Source organism: Wolbachia endosymbiont of Tribolium confusum (genome assembly GCF_020405475.1).
Taxonomy (GTDB): Bacteria; Pseudomonadota; Alphaproteobacteria; order Rickettsiales; family Anaplasmataceae; genus Wolbachia.
Genome location: NZ_JAIZNT010000001.1, coordinates 177,850 through 203,672 on the forward strand (window position 1 = coordinate 177,850; position 25,823 = coordinate 203,672).

The window sequence follows — 25,823 nt, forward strand, 5'->3', positions numbered from 1 at the left end:
GCCGTCATTACAGTGCTTGATACAGGGATCTATAGCTAAACAATTTAATATTCCGCTACGTGTTAGCGGAACCTATCTATATCATTATCCAAAAAACATAAAAAACTAAATTAACGAAGAATTCTTTAATAGAATCAGATATTGCGAAGAGCATAAAAGTCGAATGAGTGCATTAAAAACTGGCAGCTCCATTATATTTATGCAAATACTGAAGAGAAAGCGAGTAAATAACTCTCAACTGACAGACTTAATGAAATTCTAGATACTAAAGTGATGCCAAACTTTATTTCAAAAAGTAAATAATTTACTAACGCTCGTGCACAAATTAAAAATAAATTATGCACGAGTGTAGCACTGTGAATTAGGAGTGCTATATTAAAGCTTACCTCACTATTAAAGCTATCGGTCAGATTAGATTAAAAAACTAATCTGACCGGTTTCTCTATAACCCTCTAAACCCTGATATAATTATATGGTAATTAGCTTAACTAGTGGTTAATATGCAAATTGATTTTATTTGTATGTTGAGGTAGCATAAACCATACTGTTTTACATCATTGTGCAACTTTATAAATTTTTATTGCTATTTCTATTGACTACATTAATAGTGATAGTCCTAATATTACCTGAAAATTTAGGTACTACACTGAATTGCTCTCATCCAGTTCTAAATTTTGATTTATCTTTTCGTACCATACTAATATCTTTTTTATCAGTTGCATTTTTAGCTGTTCTACCAGCACAAAATTTGACTTTTTCAGAGATGCTATCTTTTGCTGCTTACACTATTAGTTCACTTTATGCAGTTTTATCTGAACATATGATATTGGTTATAATATTCTGTGAATTAATGACCATCAGTGCATTTCTTACTATCGCAGCTGGCTGTAGAGATAGTGAACCTGCAATAAGGTACGCTTGTGTACACTTTTTCGTTGGAGTTATATTAATAGCAGGATTGGCACTTCAAAGCACTAACCTGATAATTTTGGGTTTATTGATAAACTGCGCTTGTTTTCCTTTTTCATTTTGGGTTGTTGATGCATATCCTGCTGCATCGCTACATGGCACCACATATCTCTCTTTATTTACCACTAAAGTCTCTTTTTTAGTGATGCTTTTACACACTTATAACCTATGGCAAGATTGTACTGAAATATTAGCGCTTGTAGGCGCCATCACTGCAATTTACAGTATTATATTTGCTTCTCTTGAGCAAAATATTCGCAGATTTTTATGCTATAACGTTGTAGGACAAATGGGCTTGCTGATTATTGCAGGAAGTTTGCTCAGTCCTTCGGAAAAAGCAATACCAATTTTGATACTGCATATAATCTTCTCTCTTGTTTATCAATCATTATTGTTTGTGGTCAGTAATTCGATTATTTTACAAACAAAAACAATTAGTTTTAATGGAGTGGGTAAACTGATGTCAGTGGAAGGCATGTGTGCTATAATCGCAATACTTACAATGGCTGCATTTCCTGGAACCGTTGGATTTATCAGTAAATCATATATCACAGCTGAAATTGAAATGAACACTGTTGCCTTAAAAGGGTACAAAAATTTATATAAGGTTCTAAATTTGCTGCTTCATTTAAGCGTTGGGCTAAAGTTTCTTTATTACTTATTTATTGCAAAAAGTAAGTCAAAACCTTTAGCAGAGAGGGGAGGCAAAATGACCATGATTGTTTTAGCATTTATATGCGTAATCGCTGGCAATCCTTACTTACCTATTTACAATAAACCTTCGATTTTCGATTTTGTGTACAACACAAAAAATATTTTGTCGCAATTTAATTTGTTACTATGTACCACTTTATTGTTTATTCCTTTACGCAAGTTATTTTACCCGAGAGTAAATTTTAAAATGGATGTTGATTGGATTTTTAGAGTTTTCATATCCTATATTGTCTTGCTGTTCAATCAGTTAGTCTCTAAAACTAGAGAAATGCTTGCCAGCGTAGTGCAAAACTTGACTAATTCACTTACTGGTTTATACTTTAATAATATTACTAAACTTAAAGAAGTGCTGGGTTATAACTCAGTGAGTTTTGTTTCAGCTTCTTCTCTCTTTTTAATGAGTATTCTACTAATGCTATTATGTTTAAATCGTTAACTGAAAGTTTAAATTCTGTATTTAGTAAACTGAGAGGAAAGTCAATCATTTCTGAAGATGATTTTAATCTTGCCATGCGTGAAATACGTATAGCTTTAATTGAAGCTGACGTTTCACTTGAAGTTGCAAAAAAATTCATCAACGACATTAAAGATAAAGTGATTGGGGAAAAAGTCATAAAAAGTGTTTCCCCAGCGCAAATGATAATCAAAATTGTGCAGGATAATTTAGTTGCAGTTCTCGGATCAGAGAAAAGCGACTTAAACCTAGCAACTAAACCCCCTGCTGTGATTATGATGGTGGGCTTACAAGGTGCAGGTAAAACAACTACCTCAGGAAAGCTTGCTTTAAAACTAAAAAAGCAAAAGAAAAAAGTGATGCTTGCCTCTTTAGACATTTATAGGCCTGCTGCCCAGAAACAACTTGAGGTGCTGGGTAAACAAATAGACGTACAAACTTTATCTATAGTAATAAATGAAGGGCCTATTGCAATTACAAAAAGGGCACTAGCAGCAGCAAAGAACGATAATTATGATGTATTAATACTAGACACCGCAGGCAGGCTTCATATTGACAATAATATGATGAATGAGTTGAAAGTCGTAAAGGAAATAGCTTCACCTGCAGAAGTTATTTTAGTAGCCGATGCAATGATAGGCCAGGATGCGGTCAACATTGCCAAATCATTCAATGAGGTAATAGGTGTAACCGGCATTATTCTCACCCGTGTTGACGGTGATGCACGTGGTGGTGCTGCTCTTTCTATGAAAATGATCGCCAATTGTCCAATTAAATTTATTGCTTGTGGTGAAAAATTAAGTGACCTCGATGATTTTTATCCCGATAGAATTGCAAAAAGGATACTTAGCATGGGTGATGTTGTATCATTGGTTGAAAAAGCTGCTGAGATTGTTGGTCAGGAAGAAATTGATAAGTTACAAAAGAAAGTAAAAAAGGGTAAATTCGACCTAAACGACCTAGTGGGAATGTTAAAAACTCTGAGTAAAATGGATGGTATTAGCAACATAATGAAATTCATCCCTAGTTCATTCACAAAAAAGCTAAGTAGCAGTGTGCCAGATGACAATAAAGTGAAAAAATACATAGCCATCATAAACTCAATGACCGAAAAAGAAAGGCAAAATCCAGATATTTTAAATGGCAAAAGAAGACTTAGAATTTCTAAGGGATCCGGAACAAGTGTAACTGACGTTAATCTTCTAATTAAGCAGTATAATCAAATGAGCTCTATGGTGAATAAGTTCAGTAAAGTTGACCATAGTAAACTCAAAGAATCTGATTTCATGGATATGCTGAGCAGAAAGTAAGTCAATAGGTAGTAGAATCAAATAAAATCATCAATTGTAATTGTTGTTGAGTAGTGAAGTATATTATTTTGACATAAAATAACAAATCTTGTTTATTATGTAGTTGAAATTAGCATAATAATAAAAACATGATATAAGTTACTTTAGCTATATTTAATGTGTCGTTTTATAGTTAACACATAACACTGCCTTAACGCTACACGAGTAATAGAACAACGGTTGTCGGTAAGCTCAAGTCAGGCTAGTTGTAGCATCTACAATATCGCTTGTAAGCCTATAGCTATATACAATGAATGAATTTTTTTATATATTCGTTCTTAGTATTTTGTATTTCCTGAACAGTTCCGTGAAAAATGATCTCCCCTTCATATAATACTGCTATTTTGTCAGCTATTTTAAATGCACTATGAATATCATGTGTAATTGTGATAATTGTAGGGCGAAGATCTTTAGATAATTTTATTATTATCTCGTTTACTACATCTGACATGATTGGGTCTAATCCTGAAGTTGGCTCATCCAATACAATAATTTCTGGGTTGTGTGCAATTGCTCTTGCAAGTGCCACTCTTTTCTTCATTCCACCTGATAGTTCTACTGGAAACATTTCTGCTATGTTTTCTTCCAGTCCAACGTCATTTAACTTCTCGATTGCTAGGCGTTTTGCCTCCTTTATGCTGATATTAAAGCGTTTTTTATAATTAAAAGATATATTTTCCCACACTGTAACGTAGTCAAACAAAGCGGAATTTTGAAATAAGACTCCAAATTTATTTTTGCTTTTACTATTTATTTTAATAGACCCTGAGTCTGGTGTCAGTAATCCAATAATTATTTTTGTTAATACAGATTTACCACTTCCTGAGCCGCCAAGTATGACTAATGATTCTCCTTGCGATATATTGAAAGTTATTTTGTTTAATATCGTTCTATCATCAAAGGATAAGCTTAGATTCAATATTGATATTATGGGGCTATGCATGTATTAAAGTAATTAAGTAATTTGCTAAAATTATCAATATAGAAGATATAACAACAGTTGATGTTGTTGCAATACCTACTCCTCGTGCACCTTCCCTACAATGGTAACCGTAATAACAACTTGAAACAGAAATTATGGCGCCAAAAGCAGTCGCTTTCATTAGCCCAACAATAAAATCGTACATATTAAAGAATTGAGCTGTATATTTTATGTATATATTTAAATTGTGGTTAAATTCAAAGACTGCGGTGACATACCCTCCAAATATTCCTATTAGATCTGCACATACTGTAAGTATTGGAAATACTATAACTGACGCTAGAATTCTTGGTACAATTAAATATTTGAAAGGATTGATGTCCAAAGTTGTAAGTGCATCTATTTGTTCAGTGATGCGCATCGTGCCAATTTCTGCTGCAATTGAGGACCCAACCTTTCCTACCATTATTAAGCTGATCAAAACTGGCCCTAACTCTTTAATGATAGTGATCGTAACAAGTTTAGGTACTACTTGTTCTTGATTAATCAATATACCACTTAAGCTACTCTGTAAAACTATCACTGCTCCTATAAAAACTCCAGTGAGCCCAACAATTGGCAAAGAGAAAAAGCCTATCTCTATAATTTGTCTTGCCACATTGCTAAAATAATATGGAGGAATAAAGCAGTGGTATAGAGATTGAATAAAAAATACAAATGCGTTACCAATCCTCAACAGAAAGTTCATAAAGCATCTACCGATTATTCTAACGCTGTCTATATTAAAGGAACTCACTTTACATTTATCTTAGCTAAAATTAGTTTTACTGATTTTATTAAAATTTTTATTAACTTCGCCAGAGTATAGTCAAGATATGTCTTAAGTTCAATATACTTTGATCAAAATGCTTGAGTTTAAGTTTATAAGAGTGAATTGTATAAGAAAACCTTACTTATTTCGCTATTTACTTCTTGTAAAAAACATGCTACTAATAAATTGTGTTATATAATTGAATTGGAGTAAGTTTTGGCAGTTCCGAAGAGAAAAAAGTCAAAGTCAAGGCGTAATATGCATCGTTCTCATCATGCTATTAAGCCTAAGAATATTGTGGTATGTGCAACAACTGGAGAATTCATGTTGCCTCACAACATAGCAGTTGACAATAGTTACAAAGGAAAACGTGTTTTCATTAAACAAAAGGCGGAGTAACTCATGATATGTTACCCACGGTTAACAACAACATAGTTATCGCACTTGATGCTATGGGAGGGGATTTTGCACCTCTTTCCGTAATTCAGGGTGCTAGTTTTTTCTTGGATAATCTTGTTGACCCAGGTGTTGAAGTTTTTTTTCATATTTATGGAGATCAGAAAGAAATATCTCCTTTGCTTTCAAAATACAAAAAAGTAAGCGATAACTCCGAATTTACCCATTGCTCTGATAATGTTCTTCCAAATGATAAACCCTCTTTTGCACTTAGACATCGCAAAGATTCAAGTATGAAGGCAGCTGTTGAAGCAGTGAAAAAAGGTAAAGCTTTTGGGATGGTGTCTTCAGGCAACACTGGAGCATTGATGGCTATCTCCAGATTTATTTTAGGAACATTACCCAATATCTATCGTCCGGCTATTGCATCTGTCTGTCCAACTAAGACAAAAAGCTTTGCATTGCTTGATCTTGGCGCAAATGTTGACTGTAATACTGACTCATTATTTCAATTTGCATTAATGGGGAGTATATTTGCAAAAATAGCATTAAAAGTTGAAAATCCTGAAGTCGCTTTGCTAAACATTGGTACAGAGGAAGTGAAAGGTACTGACTCAGTAAGAGGAGCTTTTGAGTTACTCAAAAATGCTCCAAGTATTAACTTCAAAGGATATATAGAGGCAAGTGAATTTTTAGATGGTAATATAGACGTAATTGTTGCTGATGGTTTTGTTGGTAATGTAATGCTCAAGACAGCTGAGGCAACTGCTGGTACTTTTATCAATCTAATAAAACAGGAAGTATTTAATTCATGGATGACAAAAATGCTTGTCGGCATATTGTTGAAACCCAAGCTAAATAAAACATTAGAGCGTTTTAATCCTAAAATTAGAAGTGGAGCTATGTTTTTAGGGCTAAATGGTATCATTATAAAGAGCCACGGAAATTCTGATGCTATTTCTTTTGCTCACGCTATAAAATTTGCAGTAAATGCAATCAGTGAAAATTTGAACCAGAAGATAATTAACGGGGTAAGTCATATTGAATAAAAGTTTCATATTGAGCACTGGTTCTTACCTACCAAAAAAAATTTTGAGTAATAACGAAATTGCATCGATAGTTGAAACAAACGATGAATGGATAAGGCAAAGAACAGGAATAGTTCAAAGACATATAGCAGATGAAGGAGAATTAACGTCAGATCTAGCTGTAAATGCAGCGAAAAATGCTATAGAAAAAGCGAAAATTTCAATAGATGAAATTGGTTTGATCATAGTTGCAACAACAACACCTGACAAAACTTTTCCTAGCTGTGCAACGATTATACAAAGTAAATTAAAGTGTAAAAACGCATTTGCTTTTGATGTACAGGCAGCATGCTCTGGTTTTATATATGCAGTTACAGTTGCTGATTCACTTATAAAGTCTAACGATAGAATTAAATACGCGCTTGTTATTGGTGCTGAAATAATGTCTAGGATTGTTGATTGGGAAGATAGGTCAACTTGTGTACTCTTTGGTGATGGTGCTGGTGCAGTGATAATGAAATCAGAAATGAGTAGCAGTAGCATTATATCAACAAACTTACACTCTGATGGCAATGTGGACTTATTATGTACAAACGGAGGAATATCCTCTACTTGTGATTCTGGAAAGATACTTATGAATGGAAGAGAAGTGTTTAAACATGCAGTAGAGAAATTGACAGCCTCAGTAGAGGAAACTCTAAAATGCAATAGTTTGAAGATTACTGATATTGACTGGTTAATTCCCCATCAAGCAAACATTCGCATTATTGAAGCAGTAGTAAAGAAATTAGATTTTCCTATAGAAAAAGTAATTAATACAGTTGATAAGCATGCAAACACCTCAGCAGCGTCAATTCCACTAGCCTTAGACTATGCAGTACAAGAATCAAAAATAAAGTCAGGAAATCTGATATTGCTGATTTCAATAGGTGCAGGTTTAGCCTGGGGTTCTGTGTTATTGCGCTATTAGACTTCCTATTACCCACGCTTCTTTTTTCTCAGTTTTATCGTTACATGCTGTACTGACAAAGTTTTGAGATATTATCACAAACATTATATTCACAAGAAATACTTGACTTCACGTGTACTAAGAAGCATTTTATATATGATGTGTGCCCGTAGCTCAGTTGGATAGAGCAACAGCCTTCTAAGCTGTGGGTCGTAGGTTCAAATCCTACCGGGCACATTCTTCTATCAATGCTTTCTATAAATTTTCAAGTATTCTGGTACCACATTTTCAATTGCTAGTGGTCTAATTTTCATTGTTTCGAGATCATCTGACTTTTCGATTGAACTACTCATCATAACTTTCACCTGATCTCGAGTAAGTATAGGGCTTGCATCTCCAGTTATAGGTTTTAACAGCACAGAAACAACTTTACTTTCTAAGAAGAAAGCTATCAATCTTGCCATTGGAAAAGATAAATTGATCAGTAAACACTTTCTGTTAGTAACATTCAGAATAAACTTTAATAAGCTTTTAAAAGAGTAAACTTTTGGTCCACCTATATTATAAATTTTTTTATCTTGCTTATTAAAACTGATAATACGATATACCACTTCAGCTAAGTTTGTTACACATATCGGCTGAAACTTCGTTATTCCACTACCGATTAACGGCAAAAAAGGAAGAATTGTTGCTAATCTTGCAAATTTATTGAAGAAACTATCTTCTTTACCAAATACAAGACTTGGCTTAATTATTATTGCTCCCTGAAATGCTGAAGCTACAGCTTTTTCACCTTCTAATTTACTTTGGGCGTATCTTGACAGCTTACTATTTTCTATTCCCATGGCAGAAAAATGTATCATCATGTATACACTTTTTATTTGTGCAGCTTTTGCTATTCTTTCAGCTACTCCAACATGAACGTCATAGAAATCGTGCTTTCTTGTCTCATATAGTATTCCTACTAAATTTATAACAACATCACACCCCTCCATACTTTCTAAAATTGACTTTTCATTAAAAAAATCTCCTTCAATTATTGATATTTGTCCTAAATTTCCACATAACTTCAGACAAGCAGCTTTTTCCTGATCACGAGTAAATATTCTTATTAAATACCTCGCCGCTGCCAAGCGTCTTACGATGTGTTTTCCTATAAATCCCGTTCCACCAAAAATAACTATACGTTTTATCACAGTTAAAACTTCCAATAACTTAACTTTAAATTAATACAATAGTTTTATTTAATATTCTATTGTGAATTCCTGCACTATAAGGTCCATTCTCATTCCATGAGAACCTTTAACTAAAATTACATCATTACCTTGAACAATATTAGCTAAATTACTTTTCAATTGGTTAGAATCATCGAAATGCATGCCTTTTATATTCTCCGGTAAAAGTTTATTCAATTCTAACATAAGTTTACCAACTGTATGAACTTTATTCACATTTTGTTCTACTATAGAGTCAAGCAATTCTGTATGAAATACTATGCTTTCATTACCAAGTTCTAACATATCGCCGAGTAGTGCCACTTTTCTTAAATTAGAATATGTACCTAAAGTTCTTATTGCAGCCTTCATTGAAGTAGGGTTAGCATTATAGGAGTCGTTAATCAAATGTACTAATTTTCCATTGTATTTAGCTTGATGAACATTGCCTCTACCTTCTGTTACAGTAAAATTCTCAAGTGCTAGTGGTAATTTCGATAAATCAAGTCCTAGACTTTGCACAACTGCTGTCACAACTAATGCAGAGTATGTAAAATGCTCACCCCGTACGTGTAAATTACAGTTTATAATTTGACCGTTGTGCGGTTTAATTTTTAAATTTATACCGCTATCGTTTCTTATTAGGTCTAACAAACGAACAGTAGCACTTTCATTCTTACCAAAGCTCACTACATTTCTGTCAGCATTTGATAAAAGATAATCATAATGTTTATTATCCTTATTCAAAACCAAAGTACCATTATTTTTCATACCATGTAGAATTTCTAATTTCGCTTGTGCAATATCAAGTAGAGATGAAAAATTTTCAACATGCGCAGGTTCAATGTTGGTAATAACTGCAATATCCGGATTGCTAATCTCCGATAACTCTTTTATTTCACCAGCTCTACTCATTCCTATTTCAAGGATTAAGTACTGGCAGTCTTCTGGCGCTTTTAGAATCGTAAAAGGTAATCCTATATTATTATTCAAGTTACCTTCATTTACATGAGATACTCCATAATGCAACAAAACAGTGTTAAGCATATCTTTTGTAGTGGTTTTCCCAACACTACCTGTAATTGTGATAACTTTAGCATTAACAAGAACATTTCTAATGTAATATGATGCCATATTATGCAAAGCTTTTAGAGTATCTTGCACAATAATTAGAGGAAAATTTCTATATTTATCTTCGCTTACTACCGCAGCAACAGCTCCTTTTAAAAATGCTTCATGTAGAAAATCATGCCCATCAAATTTCTTTCCCTTGAGAGCAATAAATAAATCACCTTTTTTTATGCTTCTTGTATCCGTTGAAATATTTGAGCTATATACCGAATTACAAACACCCTCCCCTCTTCCGCCAGTAGCATCAATAATATTATTTGCGTTCCATTTTAACATAATTTATCTTTAAAGGTAATTTGAACAAGAAAAGCAGCAAAAATACTACATACTTTGGTAATGTACAAATAATGATTGCTATCTCTATAATTTCATCTTATAATAGATATACAAGCTTAAATATTTTCGTCTATAGTTGTGTATTTTACTATCTGATTGTAGAAAGTGACTTGGAGGTATGTATGGCAAAAGATGAGTCAAATAAAAAGTCTATTTTGGCTAAGATAAAAGGCGTGTTTTTTCTTGTGCCTAAAGCACTTATTTATCCTATAAAGAAACCGTTTGCTTCAATTGATGAAATGAAGCATGATGCTAAAGTTTCATTAAAAAAGGCTGTGAGTGATGTACCTAAAGAAGAAGAGAAATATGACCCACCTATAGAAACCACAAAAGCTAGTGAGAATCTTGGTATAGAAATAATAAGCTATAAGGATGGGAAAATAAAATTTTTAGCATCAAGAACGCTTGTAGGCGATGTATCACACTTAAGCCCAAAACAATTGGGTCAAATAAAGGAAGTCTTGCCAAATATAGATGTTTTCAGAGAAGAAAACAAAGTTATAATTGAAGTTGATGTTGAGGAAATTACCAAAGAAATTAAAAATGCTTCTGAAAACAAAGGAAAGAGTCCAGAGGAGATAAAAGGGCTTATTATTGAACAAATTAAACAGAAAGTTGACGGCGACCTTAAGAAGCTGGCAAAAATTACTGGTGGAGAGTTGGAACGTCACACGGACCGAAAATTGCTGTATGGTATTGCAGAAAAGTTATATCGAGAATATGGTAACAGGTTGTCAGAAACTGCAATACCACTTAAAAAATCATCAGAGACTGTGGTGCCTAAAAAGTCGTTAAATACTGCAGAACCTAATAATGAAATTATTGTTCAAAATAATATGACTAATCCCCGGGAAATGTATCATCTACAGCCAGAAGTTATTGCTGGAAAGGCGAGTAAAGTGCAATCTTTCTCAAGAGAACAGCAGGTAAAGGAACAAGCAAGGGAGCTTGGAAGTATTTTAAATTTTGAAGATGTTTCCTTTGGTGAAGCAATAAAGCCGTTATCTACACCATCTACAAAAGGAGATGAAGGAAAAGGTCGCTCTTAAAATATGAGCAATGAAGTTTATGATAGCAATAACATCTTTGCTCGAATACTAAGAGGCGAATTATCTTGTGAGGAGGTATATGAAAATGAGAGTGTACTGGCTTTTCATGATAAGTATCCTGATGCACCAATTCACATTTTAGTTATACCAAAAAATCAATATACTTCATACGATGATTTTATCCTAAATGCTTCTGCAGAGGAGATAGTAGGTTTTTTTAAAACTATAAGAGAGATAACGCATAAATATACTTTGGAAAAAACAGGATATAGGTTAGTTACTAACCACGGTAAAGATGGAGAACAAGTTGTACCGCACTTTCACATGCATATTTTAGGTGGTAAAAGATTAGGAAAGCATGTAAATTCATAGTGTTATATGTTTTTTAAATGAGTGAATATTTAACCATATTAATTTTTATCTGTGTATCAATTGTAGTATCCTTTACTTTAGGTGTATTACCTATGTTTCTTGCAGTCAGTAACCCAGATGGTGAAAAGCTTTCTACATATGAGTGTGGCTTTAATCCTTTATCAAGAGCCAGAAAAAGTTTCGACATAAAATTTTACTTAGTTGCAATATTGTTCATAATATTCGATTTAGAAATTGCTTTTCTTTTCCCTTGGGCTGTTTCTTTATCTAAAATAAGCTATTGCGGATTTTGGTCTATGATAATATTCCTTGCAATACTTACTATAGGCTTTGTCTATGAGTGGTGTAAAGGTGCGTTAGAGTGGGAGTAGTTTATGACAAATCAAATTCTATCTAATGGCGACTGGAATCGTTACAAAAAAGAAGGTTTTCTTATCACTAAATTTGGCGACTTAATAGATTATATAATGAACTGGGCAAGGTCTGGCTCATTGTGGCCAATGACATTTGGTCTTGCATGTTGTGCAGTAGAGATGATGCATACTGCATCCAGTCGTTATGATCTTGATAGATATGGCATGATCTTTCGTGCAAGCCCAAGGCAAGCAGATGTTATGATTGTTGCTGGCACACTCACTAATAAAATGGCAGCAGCATTGCGTAAAGTTTATGATCAAATGGCGGATCCCAAATATGTCGTTTCTATGGGAAGTTGTGCAAATGGTGGTGGTTATTATCATTATTCTTACTCAGTAGTCCGTGGTTGCGATAGAATTGTACCAGTTGATGTGTATGTTCCTGGATGCCCTCCAACTGCTGAGGCGTTGCTATATGGAATGCTATGTCTACAAAATAAAATAAAACGAACTAAAAATATATAGCATGGATAAAACTGCAAAATACATACAAAAAAAGACTAAATGTGAATGTATTCAGAAAAATGATGATACTATTGTAATATATTCAGCTTTGAATGACATTGAAAATCACTTACTCTTTCTACGTGATGATGAAAAGTGTAGGCTTGAATTATTAGTTGACGTTTTTGGAGTTGATTACCCAGATAGAGAAAAACGTTTCGAGCTAATATACAATTTGCTCAGCGTTGTACACAATATCAGAGTGCACATAAAGCTTCAGTTATGTGAAGGTGATATACCTCTAAGTGTAGCAAAGATATTTAACGCAGCTTCGTGGTTTGAGCGTGAAGTATTTGATATGTATGGAATAGAGTTTTCTGATCACCCAGATTTACGTAGGATTTTAACGGATTATGGATTCAAAGGTCATCCAATGTTAAAAGATTTTCCTCTCACTGGCTACGAGGAAGTAAGATACGATATAGAGGCAAAAAAGGTTGTATATAATCCTATAGACTTACCACAAGATTTTCGTATGTTTGACAGCTTATCCCCTTGGGAAGGTAGTAAAGCCACAAAAGTAAATATAAAGGAGTAGAAAATGACAGCACAAAGAAAAAAAATATCTTTGATTGGTGCAGGAAACATCGGTGGGACTCTTGCCCATATGATTGCACTAAGAGAGCTAGGAGATGTTATTTTGCTTGATGTCAGCGATGGAATACCACAAGGTAAAGCGCTTGACATTACAGAATCATCTCCTATTGATCGATCTAATGTCAATATTACTGGTACAAATAGGTATGAAGATATAAAAAACTCTGACGCAATTATAATAACTGCTGGCATTGCCAGAAAACCTGGAATGAGCAGAGATGACCTTCTGCAAACTAATGCTGCAGTAATGAAAGAGGTTGGGGAAAATATTAAAAAACATTCTCCAAACGCATTTGTAATAGTGGTTACCAATCCTTTAGATGCTATGGTTTCAGTAGTATACAAATCTTCAAGCCTGCCAACTAATATGATTATTGGTATGGCAGGAGTGCTTGACTCTGCTCGTTTTCGTTATTTTCTTGCAAGTGAGTTAAATATTTCTGTCGAAGATGTATCTGCTTTTGTGCTTGGAGGACATGGTGACACTATGGTACCACTAATCAATTATGCTTCAATTGCTGGCATTCCACTTACCCAAATCATTGAGATGGGTTTGATTACGCGAGGAAAAGTTGATGAAATAGTTGAGCGCACTCGTAATGGTGGAAAAGAAATAGTTGATTTACTCAAATCTGGATCTGCATACTATGCTCCTGCATCTTCAGCCATATGCATGCTAGAGTCATACTTAAAAGACAAAAGGCGTATATTACCATGCGCTGCTTATCTCAGTGGTGAATATGGTGTGAAAGACTTATTCATCGGTGTTCCTACTATTATTGGCAAAAACGGAGTTGAAAAGATTCTAGAAGTTAAGATGGATGATAATGAACAAGAGATGTTCAATAAATCTGTAAATGCAGTGAAAGAGCTTTGTCAGCTAAGTTAATTGCTTTATAGAATTTCTTTGAGCTCAAGTTTTGTAAACAGCCCAAAAAAATTATTTGTAGTTATTTTTGCTACTTGTTCCGGCGATTCATTCCATAATTCTGCTAAATAATTCACAACATATTTCACCATTGCCGGTTCATTTTTTCTTCCTCTGTAAGGCTCAGGAGATAGATAAGGTGCATCAGTTTCAACTAAAACACGTTCACGTGGTACATTTTGTGCAATTTCTCTGAGTAAGCTCGCATTTTTAAAAGTAATAATTCCAGAAAATGAAATGTATAATCCCAAGTCCATAGCTTTATAAGCAAGCTCCTTAGAAGAAGCAAAGCAATGCATTACTCCACTAAAAGCGTCCTTCTTCATTTCTGAATTTAACATATCAATCATCTCACTATCAGCATTTCTAGTGTGAATAACTAAAGGTAATCCTGTTACTTTTGCCGCTTCTATATGTGATGCAAAACTTTTTTTTTGATTGCTTTTGTTATCAGATTTATAAAAATCTAATCCGGTTTCACCGATACTAATTACCTTTTGATTCTTGGCAAATTCAACTAATTCATCAACACGTATACACTCACCATTTTCTACATTAGCATCAAGCGGATGTACGCCAACGGAGTAGTAGACTTGATCATAAGATGAAGAGATTTTTAATAACTTAGGAATATCATCAATGCTTATGCATATGTTATGCAAAATCTTCACACCATTTTGCTCTGCCCTTGAAATTACCTTTGGTATTTCATCATCAGAAAAATAAATTAGATGACAATGAGAATCAACTATCATAAATAGATCCTTTTATGATAGAAGAAAACTCTTCTATCACTTTTTTATAAACTTCTTTTTTGAACGGTATGGCACTGGCTACCAAATCATCCACATTTTGCCAACGCCACTCTTTGAACTCTGGATGATCAGTATAGTTAATATTAATATCCTTATCCTTCCCACAAAATTTCATTAAGAACCATCTTTGCTTTTGGCCAGAATATCTCCCATTCCAGCATGTTGGTATAACTTCCTCAGGTAAGTTATAGTGTATCCACTCTTTATTTTTAGCCACAATTTCTGCTTTATCAGTACCAACTTCTTCCAATAGCTCACGTAGCGCTGCCTGCTCTAGCTCTTCACCATCGTCAACTCCCCCTTGCGGCATCTGCCAATAAGAGTCACTATCAAAGCGTTTTCCAATAAAAATATTCCCCTGTTTGTTAAATAGCATTATGCCAACACAAGGGCGATACTCTTTCTCCTGGCTAACCACAAATATTCTCTGTTACTAAATTATCTATCATAGAAGTTTCAACTACTTTTTTACCATTCATTCTTTCAACAATTTTTTTTGCAACTTCCTTCGCGCTTAGGTTTGAGTTATCAATTTCAAGTGAACCTTGAGGCACAAATAGTTTCTTTCCTTTAATTCTTCTCATAGCAAAATCTGAATCAGTAATTTTTCTCTCCTGCTCTCTTTCCTTTAATTGAACGCGCTTTACTAGTTCTCCACTATTACAATATAACACCACAGGGAGAATCTCCACGTTCATTTTTTTACTTAAATTCACCACTGAGTTGTATACTTTTTGATCATAGGAATCACCTTTTATCAATTCGTTTGTAAATATATAATGCTTTGATTCTATATGGTATTTTTCCAATATTGCTAACATATTCTCTCTAATCACAAAAATTTTTTCCCATATTTCACTTGTAACCTCAACGTTTCTGAAATCAATAATATCAAATATGATATTATTAAACAGGTTATTGTCTACTATCACCCCGTCAATAATATTACACAGCTCTTTTGCAATCGTAAGTTTGCCACTACCCGAAAATCCGATTAAGTAAATGATCATACCATCAGAAAACTATCATATATTACAAATATATGTATTATAAACGTTACACTAGAAACATATCAAAAATAGTTCATATTCAGAAATTTTGAGTGTATAATTACAGATAAATTATATAATTTAGAATAATGAATGGTGATACAGAATCAATAAAAAATACAATTGCAGATGTAATAGATCAAAACAAAGGTCAAGATATAGTTACTTTTGATGTGCAGAATAAAACTGTCATTGCAAAATATATGATCATTGCATCCGGTGATTCGAGCCGCCATGTAAAAGCATTAGCTGAGCACGTGATGAAAAATCTCAAACAATATGATAAAATAGATGTAGAAGGTATGGATGAAGGTAACTGGGTGATTGTGAATTTTCAAGGTATAATGGTTCACCTATTCAGGCCAGAAGTAAGAGAATATTATAAGATAGAAGAGTTATGGAATTGATTATCCAGGTAGCTGGTATACACTTGCTCAAATGTTGTAATTTTGAAGGCAACTCTTATGAAGTTGGTGGTGTCATTCCAGTGCTTGACACTGGAATCTAGAAAACTTAATCATAAACGAGCACACTATACAACATTTTTGATGAAATTTCATAATAAACTGGATTCCAGCGTCAAGCACTGGAATGACGCCATCGTTAACAACACCGTTTACACACAAAATAACATATTATGAAACATAAATCCGAGTTTTTAAACTTCATTCAAGAAAGAGGATACCTATATCAATGTACAAACATTGAAGGGTTAGACCAGCTATTATCACAAGATAATTATATAATTGCATACATTGGGTTTGATTGTACGGCACCAAGTTTGCATATTGGTAGTCTCATTCAAATTATGATGCTCCGCCACCTACAAAAATTTGGTTATAAGCCAATAGTTCTACTTGGAGGTGGCACAACAAAAATTGGTGACCCATCTGGCAAAGACAAAGCAAGAAGCGTCTTGCCGATAGAAGATATCAATCAAAATATAATTGGTATAAAGAAAACCCTCGAGAAAATGATATCTTTTGATGATGGAAAAATCGGTGCAATCATAGTAAACAACGCAGATTGGTTAGATAACATAAAATATATAGACTTTTTGCGTAATATAGGGGCACATTTTTCTGTAAATCGCATGTTAGGCTTTGATAGTGTGAAAATTAGGCTAGATAGGGAGCAAAATCTAAGCTTTCTCGAGTTTAATTACATGTTGTTACAAGCCTATGATTTTGTCGAGTTGAATAAAAAGTATGGCTGTCGTCTCCAGATTGGAGGGTCAGACCAATGGGGAAATATAGTAAACGGAATTGAACTTGGCAAAAAGTTAAATTTACCTGAGCTGTTTGGTCTTACCACACCTCTTTTATTAAACGCACAAGGAAAAAAGATGGGCAAAACTGAAAGTGGAGCAGTATGGCTTGATGGTAGCATGCTAAAGCCCTATGACTACTGGCAATATTTTCGCAATGTTGATGATCAAGATGTTGGTCGTTTTTTGAGACTTTTCACTGATTTATCAATTGATGAAATTAAAAAACTAGAGTCCTTGAAGGATCAAGAAACAAACGAAGCAAAAAAGGTCTTGGCAACAGAAGTGACAAAAATATGTCACGGTTGTAAAGAAGCGAAACTTGCACGATCTGCTGCAATCTCTGCTTTTGAAAATGAAGACAGTTCATTGCTTTCTGGTTACACTATCACAAGAGAACAAGTTGCAAATGGCATACTCCTGATAGACTTGCTTCATGACACCGGTTTTGAACCTTCAAAAGGTGCGGCAAAGCGTTTAATACAGGGCAATGGATGCAAAGTTAATGATAATACTATAAATGATGTTAACTATATAATAAATTCTGAGAGCTTCAAAGATCAGTCATTCATAAAATTGTCTGCAGGAAAGAAACGCCATATTAAAATTTTAGTGAGTGAAGTAAGAAAGTGAATTTGTATCTGTTCAGCAGAGTGGTAAAATAAGGTAGGCGGGAAAAGACAATTATAGGGACAAATGGATATCATTGAAGCTGCTGACACTGTGGCAGAATCGCTAAGCAACCCTACTATCGCTAGCAGTTTCTTGCTGTCGATTTGCTAAGATTGGTTTATCAACTTGAGTATCAGGCTTTGACAATTTATATATAGCATTGCCAACTATTAGTGCTGTTGCTGTAATTGCAACTACTGCTATAACTATAGGTATTGACTCAGCTGTAATTGCTCAGGCTGTAAAAAGTGCTATAGATATAGCAGTACCTAATAATGCAGTTACTCCACCGGCAATCCACCCTTTCTTAATTGCTGGACAATTAAGATAGTATAAAGGAGTCTCTCCCCACATATCTACTGCATTAACATTGACACCTCTTTCTACAAGAGCATCTATTATGGCCATACTGCGAAATAAAGCAGCATAGTGTAAAGGAGTCCTTCTCCATATATTTATTGCATTAACATCTGCACCTTTTTCTATGAGAGCGTTTGCTATGTTTATACTATCAAGATAAGTAGTATTATGTAAAGGAGTATCTCCTTTTACATCTTTTTCATTAACATTTGCCCTTTTTTCCATGAGAGCCTTCGCTATATTTTCTAGGTTAAAGGAAGCCACCAAGTGCAAAAGAGTCGCTTTTTCACCATCTTTAAACACATAATTTATATCAAAGCCAGACTTTTCCCACTCTTCATATTCCTTTGAATATCTTTTCAGCTCATTTTGTATTTTTTCAATTACGTTATCTTTGCTTAAATCTTTGTCAACATTAACTAAACTCAATAATTCGTGCCAATTTGAAATTTCCATTGCCATAACCTTACCTTTAATTTTCAATAATGTATTTAATTATATGATAAGAAGTCAATTTAAATAAATTACACATACATGGAACTTATCAGATAAATATATAATATGAACTAGATTCCAGCGGGCTTTGTTGCATCACTATCTATGAAAGGCTAACTATACAAGCAGCTTATTGCAAATCTTATTTTTTGCAATCAATCTGATCAAATTTAAGAATAGTAATTTATTGTTTGTACTAGTAAATTTAATTCTACTTAAAATAGCTAAAGCATTGAAATTCTTGAATTCTAGCTAGATTAGTAAATGATAGTAAAACTTCTTTTACTTAAATTTAGATATTTACTGACTGTCCTTACTATAAATGCTAGAATAATAAGCTATTGATATTCTACATTTTTATCTTTTATCCATCGTAGATAGCGATGCAACAAAGCCCAATGGCGTCAACTTAAGGAAAGATGTTAAGGAGTAAAATACTGTAAAAAATAGGACCTTTGGTTTCTATTTTATTTCAATAAAGAAGATATCAGTAAAGCTTATCTATTAAGGTGTCACATAGAGGAGTGCTATAAACGACTCAAAGTAGAAGCAGAATTAGAGAATTTTTCTGGGATAAATTTAGAAACAAGAATTTTGTGCAAACTTGGTCATGTGCAATACTTCATATGTGTGATGCACAAGAGCCTTGGAACCCAGATCAAATTGCTGAGTATCGTTTAAATTTTTCAGTTTTATTTGGTGTAATGAGACAGAAACTTTATCAGGTGCTTATTAGCACCAAAAAACTTTCAAGCCCTTTTTAAAATACGCACTAAAGTTAACGTGAAGATTGTATAGCCGCAATAAAGTAGATAAGCCTAAACGCCATAATGTCTTTAGGAGAGCTTGCTAATTTATTCTCTTAAATTAACGCCGTTGCCTGAACAGATACATAAAAAAGTAGTACTTGCAAGAAAGAGTTACTTAAGAAATTAATTAACTTTGCTATTTTCTCTAACATACCTAGAAGAAATAGATACATTATCTAATGCACTACTAATCCTAGTATTCCTTTCATTAATCGCCGCAGTTGGTTAAAAAGTGGCATAGATATATTGTGGTATGTCATTAATTCGTGCTATAATAGAACTAATGCACTCAATATTACCTTTATGTATAGCGATGCCAAGTGGCGTTAAGCTGTACGTCTGACCAGTTGGAGATATTACAGCATTGTGATTAGCAAGAATATCTTGCAATAAACCACTATTTTGAGCATGAGTTAAAATTGAATTAATATGTGCATGATTACCTTCATATATAGCAAAGCCAAGTGGTGTTAAGTTGTACTTCCAACCATCTGAAGAATACAAAGTATTTTTAGCAGTAAGAACTTCTTGCAATATACCACTATTTTGAGCATGAGTTAAAATCGAATTAATATGTGCATGATTACCTTCATATATAGCAAAGCCAAGTGGTGTTAAGTTGTACTTCCAACCATCTAAAGAATACAAAGTATTTTTAGCAGTAAGAATTTCTTGCAGCCTACCATTATTTTGAGCTTGTCTTAAAATAGAAATAACATACTCATTGTTATTTCTATATATAGCAAGGCCAAGCAATGTTAAAATGTATGTCCAATTATTCAGAATATCTTGCGATACAACATTATTTTGAATCATTGTTGAAATGTAGTTACAACATTCCTGATTATTTTCATATATGGCAAAGCTAATTGGTGTTAAAATATGCGTCAGACCATCTGAAAACTGTAAAATATTTTCAGCAATAAAAACGCCTTGCAGCATATCATTATTTTGAGCTTTTTCTAAAATAGAACTGATACATTCTTTCTTACCTTCATATATAGAGAAACTGAGTGGTGTTAAAGCATACCCCATAGTATTGAAATACTGTACAATATTTCTAGCAGCAAGAACATCTTGTAGTATTCCACTGTCCTGGGCTTTTGTTAAAATATCATTAATAAATCTTGGCTTATTGTAATGTATAGCAAAGCCAAGCGATGTTAAGGTGTACATCAGACCATCTTGATAGTGTATAATATTTTCAGTATTAATAATCTCTTGCAGTGTACCGTTATTTTGAGAATGTATTAAAATAGAATTAACGCATTCGTCATTACATTTGAATATGGCTAGGCTAAGTAGTGTTAAAGTGCGTTTCCCACCTCTTGGAAATCGTGTAGTATATCCAATTGTAAGAACTTTTAGTAAATCATTCTCTGAGGCTGCTTCTAAAATATTATTAATGCTCTTTCTATTCCATATGGCCCTTTTTAACTGAAAATATAAATTTTGTTGTTCTTGTGTTAAGTTTTGGCAGTTCAACATATTTCTTGTAACCTCGCTTTAAAGTCAGTGCAGTTTAATTATTCTATGTTAGTATACACCAATAGAAAAAATTTCATCATATGTTCCGGAAAATTTTTACACAGGTTAATGAGGAAATCGTAAGAGAGAGCCTAAAAAAGGTTATAGAGAAGAAAAGTGGTAAGAATGTTGGTGTAGTATCCTCAATTGTTATTAAGGGTAAAGATGTTGCTTTTGCTCTTGAAATTACTGAGCAAAATGAAGAATTAAGAAAAAATTGTGAGCAAGCTGTTAAGGCGATACCGGGAGTAGGAAAGGTTACTGTAGTTGCTACTGGTCAAAAACAAGCTAGGCAACAAAAAGCTAAACTTCATATCGAAGGAGTGAAAAATATAATTGTCGTTGCTTCTGGTAAAGGAGGTGTGGGTAAGTCGACAGTTGCACTAAATCTAGCTCTTTCGTTAGCAGAATTAAAACATAAAGTTGCGCTAGTTGATGCAGATATATATGGTCCTTCGATTCCTAAAATGTTGGGCACTGAGAAATTAAAACCAGAAATACAGAGTGGTAAAGTAATGCCTATAGAGAAACATGGTCTCTATACTATTTCAATTGGCTATTTTATTGATAAGGACCGCGCAGCAATATGGCGTGGACCTATGATCACAAAAGTACTTTACAATTTGCTAATGGGAACAAGGTGGTCTGATATAGAATATTTAATCATTGATACACCGCCTGGCACTGGCGATGTACATTTAAGTCTGATGGAGAATTTTAGTTTAACTGGAGCAATAATAGTTTCAACTCCACAGAAGCTTGCTTTAGTCGATGCACAAAAAATTTATGATATGTTTACAAAGCTCAGCGTGCCAGTTATTGGCATTGTGGAAAATATGAGCTATTTTGTTCAAGATAATTCAAAAATACACATATTTGGAAAAGGTGGTGCAAAAAAAATGTCTGAAGAGCTGGGAGTCAAACTCTTGAGCAGAGTTCCTCTAGATCCGCAAATATGTAGTGCTTCTGATTGTGGAAATCCTTCAATACTAAGTGAGGATTTAGTAAGGATTTATGAAGGCATTGCTAAAGATGTTAGGTCTTTTGTATGCAGTCTATAAAGTTTTTTAAACTACTTTTAAAATAGGTAGAATGTAATTTTAGGTGAATAAAATATTTCAAATGGCAGCAGCTACCTCGTATCTGAACAGACAATAGACTTCTTGGATAACTTAAGAAACAAGTAGTAGAAGCAATATCAGGGAAGGTATAAATTTTGAGCAGGTAAGTAAACTTGATGAAGAGAAGCTTCGAAGACTAAGAGGAGTAAAAAGAAAAACATTGGAAAAATAATAGAAATTTTAATAGAGGAAGAGGCCAAGAAAAAGGCAAGAGGAGGAAAACCAAATATATTTATTAATAGCACTCGAATATTTGTGTAAATACCGTACATATTTCCATATAGCGCAAAGCTATGGAATAAGTGAAAGTTCTTGCTAACGGCTTAATAGAAGATGCATTGATAAAACATCCAGATTTCAGGAAGATAAAGAGCTACTAAAGTTAAATAGCAGTATGCAAAAGTTTTATAAAAAGGGAATGTTCAACTCCCCCATAGAAGATCAAAAAATATCCTTAGGTTATCCAAGAAGGGAGTGTTAAATAAACTGTGTCAAACCACATTTTTAGCTCAACTGAATTTTCAATCTGTTGGGAAAGAAAATATCGAGCTGAGATATAGTTAATGCCCAATTAGGCAAAGCCATTACCCATTTTTGCTCTACTTTTTTTATAGCACAATATACCTGTTTGTACAAGGCGTTTGTGTTGGTAAATGAGCCCTTGGTTTTGGTGAATTTCCTAATTTGCCTATGTAGCCCCTCTATGGGATTAGTAGTATAGATTATCCTCCTAACTGGATCGGAATACTTAAAATAACCAGATAGGTTTTCCCAATTATTCTGCCAAGATTTTATAACCATAGGGTACTTTGTGCCCCATTTTTCATCTAATTCCAACAGATAATTCTCGGCAATTTCCTTACTTGAAGCTTGATATACCTTCTTTAAATCACTCAAAAAACTCTTTGCATCTTTACTAGCTACATACTTCAGTGAGTTACGTATCTGATGCACTATACACATCTGCACTTCTGCATTAGGGAACACACCGTTTATTGCTGCAGGAAAGCTTTTTAGCCCATCTACACATGCAATTAGAATATCTTCCACTCCTCTCTCTTTGAGATCATTTAGTACTCCCAACCAGAAGTTAGCTCCTTCACTTTCAGCTAAATAAAAACCTAATACTTCTTTTCTGCCATTTTGATCTATACCTAATATATTATACATACATTTACTTACACAATGCCCGTCCTCCTTGACTTTAAAAAATATTCCGTCCATGAAAACTATCGGATATACAGACTGCAGCGGACGACTACGCCATTCGTTGATTACTGGTAGCAGTTTGTCAGTAATACTTGATATCTCTGCCGCCGATATTTTGTGATCGTAAATTTCCTCAATATGTGACGCTATATCTCTGTATCCCATGCCACTGGCAAATGTGCTTAAGACCTTTGCTTCAAGTTCTGGATGTAGGCTTGTTTGTCTTTTTCTAACTATTTGGGGTTCAAAGCTTCCTTCCCTGTCTCTAGGTGTTAACAACTCAAATGAGCCTCCACTCGTGCGTAAAGTTTTTGCGTTTCTCCCATTTCTTCGGTTATTTTCTTCACTTTTAGCTGACATGTGGCTTTCTATTTCACCTTCCAGACTTGCCTCTAGCAACCTTTTTATAAACGGTGTTAATGCTCCATCTCTTCCCGTCAGCGGCCTTCCTTCTCTTATCGATGATAGAATATTTGCTTCCAGTTCTTTATAGTCTACCAAACCGGTAGTTCTGTTTACTTGACTCATGTCAAACCTCCATTTTTTTATATCAATTATATTTTTATTTCTTGGTTTGACACAGTTTATTTAACACTCCCTCCAAGAAGTCTATTGTTGGTAAACATAAAAGGCTATTTGCCTTTTTATCTAGTTTATGCAGGAGGTCTAATATTTATTGTTGAGTGTGATTTTAGGCATTTCTGCTAAAACGCAACTTTTAAATCGCCAAAATTTCTCCTTGCCTTTACTAATTCCGATTCTTGGAGTGCACACATAATCTGGTTTTAGGTGATATTCATAGAGACAAAATTCATGACTTATAGTAAGGTCTTGTTTATTATGTTCTTTTGTAATGTTTAATTTTTTACACAGTATGCCTGGCCCGCCTAAATTTGCTTCAAGCGGTTCAGTGAGCTTTAATCCTCGTATTAACACTGCTGCTGGGAATCCTTCTGCTTCTGTTACAATATTTAGACAATAGTACATTCCATATATAAAATATACGTACGAAAACCCTGGCGTACCAAACATTACTGAGGTTCGATTAGTATAGCCTCTTGCTGCATGACAAGCTGGGTCATCCATTCCTATATACGCTTCAACTTCAGTTATTATTCCACTAAAATTAGAAAATTTCAGCATCTTCCCTAGCAGCTCCCCAGCTACGGTTAAAGTTGGTCGTTCATAGAAATTTCTTGGTAATATTGTGTTATTCATCATAGAAGTACAAGTTACTTACATTTGTAAGCAAGTTATACTATTTTTGCTTTTTCTTATTTAGTCAAGAGCATCTCTGAGAAGTAGAAGTTGGTGTTGTTGTCACATTTGTTACATCTGTTGAAGGCTGCTGTAAAACCTTGACTGATTCAGAGCTCTTTTGTTGCAATTGCGGTACTAACGCTTCATATAAAGATTTTGGCTCACGTCTCTTACCTATTTTGACTTCTTTATTTGCACGCAACTGCTCTGCAGTAACACCGTTGCCTTCAAGGAGAGTTACACCATTCTTACCATCAATGTTAACTTTAATTTTGCATTCTCTTCCATTAGCACACCACTTTAAAGTCATTTCATATAACCCACTAATTATTTCATAAACTCTTTCCTCATTATCACTATCATTATTAATATAGCAACATGCCCCCCTCTTTTTTTCTTGATTAGGATGACAAAATGTAATTGTTCTTACACCATACTCTTTACATATACTACCGCCTAGAAGTTTAGCTATATCTACTCCTTCTTTATTGGCATGTAGCACAACTCTCACGGTGGGGTAAACAATATTACCTTCCCTTTTGCCTTCTTTTATCATTATGGACTCTATGGTATATACCTTCGATATCTCTGCTTTAATTTGGTCAGCAATTTTACCTATGATCTCTTTGCCATGATAGTGAGATTCTCCTTTCTTCGGAGAAAAAGGTTCTTTGTTTGTAGTATTAGTGAAAGGATCATTCTGTAAATCAAAGAATTTATCCCATTCTTCATCACTGTTTAATTTGATATATCCACGCTTGTTTTTGTCTAATGCTGCATTCTGAATACTAGACGATCCTTCTGTTACAGTTGTACCAGAGCTATTGCTTTTACCTTTTAGAAGAACAAGATGCTCTTCTGACCTTTCTTCCTTACTCAACTTTGAAGCTGCATCACCAAAAGAAGGTTTCTCTACTATATGCGTGTAAGAATTTTTAACTCTACTCTCATTATCAGGTACTGTAGTAGCCCACAAAAGCTTTTTAATATAATCTAACATATGCCACCTCTTACCATTAACAAAATATTAGTATGCAAACTTTGTCATAATTAATCAATAACTAATTTATCATAAATAAAATGAGCTGCTAAAAAGGTAT

The 25,823-nt window shown here is 34.0% G+C and carries 26 protein-coding genes, 1 tRNA gene and 2 pseudogenes; 17 read left to right on the forward strand and 12 right to left on the reverse strand.

Going from position 1 to position 25,823, the window contains the following annotated elements:
* Positions 1-559 precede the first annotated feature (559 nt).
* Together LEM02_RS00825 and ffh are read left to right on the forward strand one after the other, a co-directional pair.
* On the forward strand, positions 560-2,119 hold the full coding sequence (locus LEM02_RS00825) for a proton-conducting transporter transmembrane domain-containing protein (RefSeq protein WP_226079315.1): 1,560 nt from the start codon (positions 560-562) through the stop codon (positions 2,117-2,119).
* A complete protein-coding gene (gene ffh, locus LEM02_RS00830; RefSeq protein WP_226079316.1) occupies positions 2,104-3,447 on the forward strand; it encodes a signal recognition particle protein in 1,344 nt (447 codons plus the stop codon). The genes LEM02_RS00825 and ffh overlap by 16 nt, the downstream gene beginning before the upstream one ends.
* Positions 3,448-3,727: 280 nt before the next feature.
* Here ffh and LEM02_RS00835 read toward each other — a convergent pair whose 3' ends face one another.
* Complete coding sequence (locus tag LEM02_RS00835; RefSeq protein WP_226079317.1) at positions 3,728-4,429, reverse strand: ABC transporter ATP-binding protein; 702 nt, start codon at positions 4,427-4,429, stop codon at positions 3,728-3,730.
* The gene (locus tag LEM02_RS00840; RefSeq protein WP_012481974.1) at positions 4,422-5,204 is read right to left on the reverse strand and encodes an MlaE family ABC transporter permease; all 783 of its coding nucleotides are present in this window, start codon (positions 5,202-5,204) and stop codon (positions 4,422-4,424) included. Before LEM02_RS00840 ends, LEM02_RS00835 begins: the two co-directional genes overlap by 8 nt.
* A gap of 231 nt (positions 5,205-5,435) precedes the next feature.
* Between LEM02_RS00840 and rpmF the strand changes: the two genes are divergently transcribed.
* The 4 genes from rpmF (at position 5,436) to LEM02_RS00860 (ending at position 7,829) form a co-directional block, all read left to right on the forward strand.
* Positions 5,436-5,618, forward strand: coding sequence for a 50S ribosomal protein L32 (gene rpmF / locus LEM02_RS00845; RefSeq protein ID WP_006014434.1), 183 nt, complete (start codon positions 5,436-5,438; stop codon positions 5,616-5,618).
* Between the two features lie 8 nt (positions 5,619-5,626).
* Positions 5,627-6,664 (forward strand): phosphate acyltransferase PlsX, encoded by a 1,038-nt coding sequence (plsX, locus tag LEM02_RS00850; protein WP_226079318.1) that lies wholly within the window; start codon positions 5,627-5,629, stop codon positions 6,662-6,664.
* On the forward strand, positions 6,657-7,613 hold the full coding sequence (locus LEM02_RS00855) for a beta-ketoacyl-ACP synthase III (protein WP_226079319.1): 957 nt from the start codon (positions 6,657-6,659) through the stop codon (positions 7,611-7,613). The genes plsX and LEM02_RS00855 overlap by 8 nt, the downstream gene beginning before the upstream one ends.
* 142 nt (positions 7,614-7,755) lie before the next feature.
* Positions 7,756-7,829: transfer RNA gene (locus LEM02_RS00860), tRNA-Arg, on the forward strand.
* Positions 7,830-7,837: 8 nt separating this feature from the next.
* Here the strand turns inward: LEM02_RS00860 and LEM02_RS00865 are convergent.
* A complete protein-coding gene (locus tag LEM02_RS00865) occupies positions 7,838-8,788 on the reverse strand; it encodes a complex I NDUFA9 subunit family protein (protein ID WP_226079320.1) in 951 nt (316 codons plus the stop codon).
* 48 nt (positions 8,789-8,836) lie between these two features.
* Positions 8,837-10,213 (reverse strand): UDP-N-acetylmuramoyl-tripeptide--D-alanyl-D-alanine ligase, encoded by a 1,377-nt coding sequence (locus tag LEM02_RS00870; RefSeq protein WP_226079321.1) that lies wholly within the window; start codon positions 10,211-10,213, stop codon positions 8,837-8,839.
* Between the two features lie 182 nt (positions 10,214-10,395).
* On the opposite strand from LEM02_RS00870, the gene LEM02_RS00875 reads away from it, so the two are divergent.
* From LEM02_RS00875 to mdh, 6 genes are read left to right on the forward strand one after another with little or no spacing between them, the layout of a single operon-like run.
* Entirely contained in the window at positions 10,396-11,322 is a 927-nt protein-coding gene (locus LEM02_RS00875; protein WP_226079322.1) for a hypothetical protein, read from the forward strand.
* Positions 11,323-11,325: 3 nt separating this feature from the next.
* Positions 11,326-11,694, forward strand: a complete 369-nt coding sequence (locus tag LEM02_RS00880; protein ID WP_226079323.1) for an HIT domain-containing protein — start codon at positions 11,326-11,328, stop codon at positions 11,692-11,694.
* 17 nt (positions 11,695-11,711) lie between these two features.
* Positions 11,712-12,065: an NADH-quinone oxidoreductase subunit A gene (locus tag LEM02_RS00885; RefSeq protein WP_226079324.1), complete on the forward strand. Its 354-nt coding sequence runs from the start codon at positions 11,712-11,714 to the stop codon at positions 12,063-12,065.
* Positions 12,066-12,068: 3 nt separating this feature from the next.
* Entirely contained in the window at positions 12,069-12,575 is a 507-nt protein-coding gene (locus LEM02_RS00890) for a NuoB/complex I 20 kDa subunit family protein (protein WP_226079325.1), read from the forward strand.
* Between the two features lies 1 nt (position 12,576).
* The gene (locus LEM02_RS00895; protein WP_226079326.1) at positions 12,577-13,152 is read left to right on the forward strand and encodes an NADH-quinone oxidoreductase subunit C; all 576 of its coding nucleotides are present in this window, start codon (positions 12,577-12,579) and stop codon (positions 13,150-13,152) included.
* 3 nt (positions 13,153-13,155) lie between these two features.
* Entirely contained in the window at positions 13,156-14,100 is a 945-nt protein-coding gene (mdh, locus tag LEM02_RS00900; RefSeq protein WP_226079327.1) for a malate dehydrogenase, read from the forward strand.
* 5 nt (positions 14,101-14,105) lie between these two features.
* Here mdh and LEM02_RS00905 read toward each other — a convergent pair whose 3' ends face one another.
* The 3 genes from LEM02_RS00905 to LEM02_RS00915 are packed head-to-tail and all read right to left on the reverse strand — an operon-like array spanning position 14,106 to position 15,964.
* On the reverse strand, positions 14,106-14,894 hold the full coding sequence (locus LEM02_RS00905; protein WP_226079328.1) for a TatD family hydrolase: 789 nt from the start codon (positions 14,892-14,894) through the stop codon (positions 14,106-14,108).
* On the reverse strand, positions 14,884-15,372 hold the full coding sequence (locus tag LEM02_RS00910) for an RNA pyrophosphohydrolase (RefSeq protein WP_226079329.1): 489 nt from the start codon (positions 15,370-15,372) through the stop codon (positions 14,884-14,886). The genes LEM02_RS00905 and LEM02_RS00910 overlap by 11 nt, the downstream gene beginning before the upstream one ends.
* Positions 15,365-15,964, reverse strand: a complete 600-nt coding sequence (locus tag LEM02_RS00915; RefSeq protein WP_226079330.1) for a hypothetical protein — start codon at positions 15,962-15,964, stop codon at positions 15,365-15,367. The genes LEM02_RS00910 and LEM02_RS00915 overlap by 8 nt, the downstream gene beginning before the upstream one ends.
* Positions 15,965-16,092: 128 nt before the next feature.
* On the opposite strand from LEM02_RS00915, the gene rsfS reads away from it, so the two are divergent.
* On the forward strand, positions 16,093-16,410 hold the full coding sequence (gene rsfS, locus LEM02_RS00920) for a ribosome silencing factor (RefSeq protein ID WP_226079331.1): 318 nt from the start codon (positions 16,093-16,095) through the stop codon (positions 16,408-16,410).
* Between the two features lie 230 nt (positions 16,411-16,640).
* Positions 16,641-17,903: a tyrosine--tRNA ligase gene (gene tyrS / locus LEM02_RS00925; protein ID WP_226079332.1), complete on the forward strand. Its 1,263-nt coding sequence runs from the start codon at positions 16,641-16,643 to the stop codon at positions 17,901-17,903.
* Between the two features lie 273 nt (positions 17,904-18,176).
* On the opposite strand, the gene LEM02_RS00930 is transcribed toward tyrS, so the two are convergent.
* Positions 18,177-18,764 (reverse strand): ankyrin repeat domain-containing protein, encoded by a 588-nt coding sequence (locus tag LEM02_RS00930; protein ID WP_226079333.1) that lies wholly within the window; start codon positions 18,762-18,764, stop codon positions 18,177-18,179.
* Between the two features lie 504 nt (positions 18,765-19,268).
* Between LEM02_RS00930 and LEM02_RS00935 the strand changes: the two are divergent.
* Positions 19,269-19,650: pseudogene (locus LEM02_RS00935) on the forward strand (IS4-like element ISWosp8 family transposase); the annotation flags it as partial.
* Positions 19,651-19,831: 181 nt separating this feature from the next.
* Here LEM02_RS00935 and LEM02_RS00940 read toward each other — a convergent pair.
* Positions 19,832-21,094 carry a WD_0033/WD_0034 family tandem repeat-containing protein gene (locus LEM02_RS00940; RefSeq protein ID WP_226079334.1) on the reverse strand — a complete coding sequence of 421 codons (1,263 nt, stop codon included), beginning with the start codon at positions 21,092-21,094 and terminating at the stop codon, positions 19,832-19,834.
* Between the two features lie 80 nt (positions 21,095-21,174).
* On the opposite strand from LEM02_RS00940, the gene LEM02_RS00945 reads away from it, so the two are divergent.
* Both LEM02_RS00945 and LEM02_RS06755 read left to right on the forward strand, forming a co-directional pair.
* Positions 21,175-22,194 (forward strand): Mrp/NBP35 family ATP-binding protein, encoded by a 1,020-nt coding sequence (locus tag LEM02_RS00945; protein ID WP_226079335.1) that lies wholly within the window; start codon positions 21,175-21,177, stop codon positions 22,192-22,194.
* Between the two features lie 148 nt (positions 22,195-22,342).
* Positions 22,343-22,613, forward strand: a pseudogene (locus tag LEM02_RS06755) (transposase family protein); the annotation flags it as partial.
* A 145-nt stretch (positions 22,614-22,758) separates the two neighbouring features.
* Here LEM02_RS06755 and LEM02_RS00955 read toward each other — a convergent pair.
* From LEM02_RS00955 to LEM02_RS00965, 3 genes are all read right to left on the reverse strand, one after another.
* Positions 22,759-23,991: an IS256 family transposase gene (locus LEM02_RS00955; RefSeq protein WP_226079221.1), complete on the reverse strand. Its 1,233-nt coding sequence runs from the start codon at positions 23,989-23,991 to the stop codon at positions 22,759-22,761.
* Between the two features lie 138 nt (positions 23,992-24,129).
* Positions 24,130-24,681: a DNA-3-methyladenine glycosylase gene (locus LEM02_RS00960; protein ID WP_226079336.1), complete on the reverse strand. Its 552-nt coding sequence runs from the start codon at positions 24,679-24,681 to the stop codon at positions 24,130-24,132.
* Between the two features lie 64 nt (positions 24,682-24,745).
* On the reverse strand, positions 24,746-25,723 hold the full coding sequence (locus LEM02_RS00965) for a hypothetical protein (RefSeq protein ID WP_226079337.1): 978 nt from the start codon (positions 25,721-25,723) through the stop codon (positions 24,746-24,748).
* Positions 25,724-25,823 lie beyond the last annotated feature (100 nt).

Coding starts and splice junctions, on each gene's coding strand:
- ffh (WP_226079316.1), top strand. CDS start 2,104: ATGTTTAAATCGTTAACTGAAAGTTTAAATTCTGTATTTAGTAAACTG.
- LEM02_RS00835 (WP_226079317.1), bottom strand. CDS start 4,429: ATGCATAGCCCCATAATATCAATATTGAATCTAAGCTTATCCTTTGAT.
- plsX (WP_226079318.1), top strand. CDS start 5,627: ATGTTACCCACGGTTAACAACAACATAGTTATCGCACTTGATGCTATG.
- LEM02_RS00870 (WP_226079321.1), bottom strand. CDS start 10,213: ATGTTAAAATGGAACGCAAATAATATTATTGATGCTACTGGCGGAAGA.
- LEM02_RS00875 (WP_226079322.1), top strand. CDS start 10,396: ATGGCAAAAGATGAGTCAAATAAAAAGTCTATTTTGGCTAAGATAAAA.
- LEM02_RS00880 (WP_226079323.1), top strand. CDS start 11,326: ATGAGCAATGAAGTTTATGATAGCAATAACATCTTTGCTCGAATACTA.
- LEM02_RS00885 (WP_226079324.1), top strand. CDS start 11,712: ATGAGTGAATATTTAACCATATTAATTTTTATCTGTGTATCAATTGTA.
- LEM02_RS00890 (WP_226079325.1), top strand. CDS start 12,069: ATGACAAATCAAATTCTATCTAATGGCGACTGGAATCGTTACAAAAAA.
- LEM02_RS00895 (WP_226079326.1), top strand. CDS start 12,577: ATGGATAAAACTGCAAAATACATACAAAAAAAGACTAAATGTGAATGT.
- mdh (WP_226079327.1), top strand. CDS start 13,156: ATGACAGCACAAAGAAAAAAAATATCTTTGATTGGTGCAGGAAACATC.
- LEM02_RS00905 (WP_226079328.1), bottom strand. CDS start 14,894: ATGATAGTTGATTCTCATTGTCATCTAATTTATTTTTCTGATGATGAA.
- LEM02_RS00915 (WP_226079330.1), bottom strand. CDS start 15,964: ATGATCATTTACTTAATCGGATTTTCGGGTAGTGGCAAACTTACGATT.
- rsfS (WP_226079331.1), top strand. CDS start 16,093: ATGAATGGTGATACAGAATCAATAAAAAATACAATTGCAGATGTAATA.
- tyrS (WP_226079332.1), top strand. CDS start 16,641: ATGAAACATAAATCCGAGTTTTTAAACTTCATTCAAGAAAGAGGATAC.
- LEM02_RS00930 (WP_226079333.1), bottom strand. CDS start 18,764: ATGGCAATGGAAATTTCAAATTGGCACGAATTATTGAGTTTAGTTAAT.
- LEM02_RS00940 (WP_226079334.1), bottom strand. CDS start 21,094: ATGTTGAACTGCCAAAACTTAACACAAGAACAACAAAATTTATATTTT.
- LEM02_RS00945 (WP_226079335.1), top strand. CDS start 21,175: ATGTTCCGGAAAATTTTTACACAGGTTAATGAGGAAATCGTAAGAGAG.
- LEM02_RS00955 (WP_226079221.1), bottom strand. CDS start 23,991: ATGAGTCAAGTAAACAGAACTACCGGTTTGGTAGACTATAAAGAACTG.
- LEM02_RS00960 (WP_226079336.1), bottom strand. CDS start 24,681: ATGAATAACACAATATTACCAAGAAATTTCTATGAACGACCAACTTTA.
- LEM02_RS00965 (WP_226079337.1), bottom strand. CDS start 25,723: ATGTTAGATTATATTAAAAAGCTTTTGTGGGCTACTACAGTACCTGAT.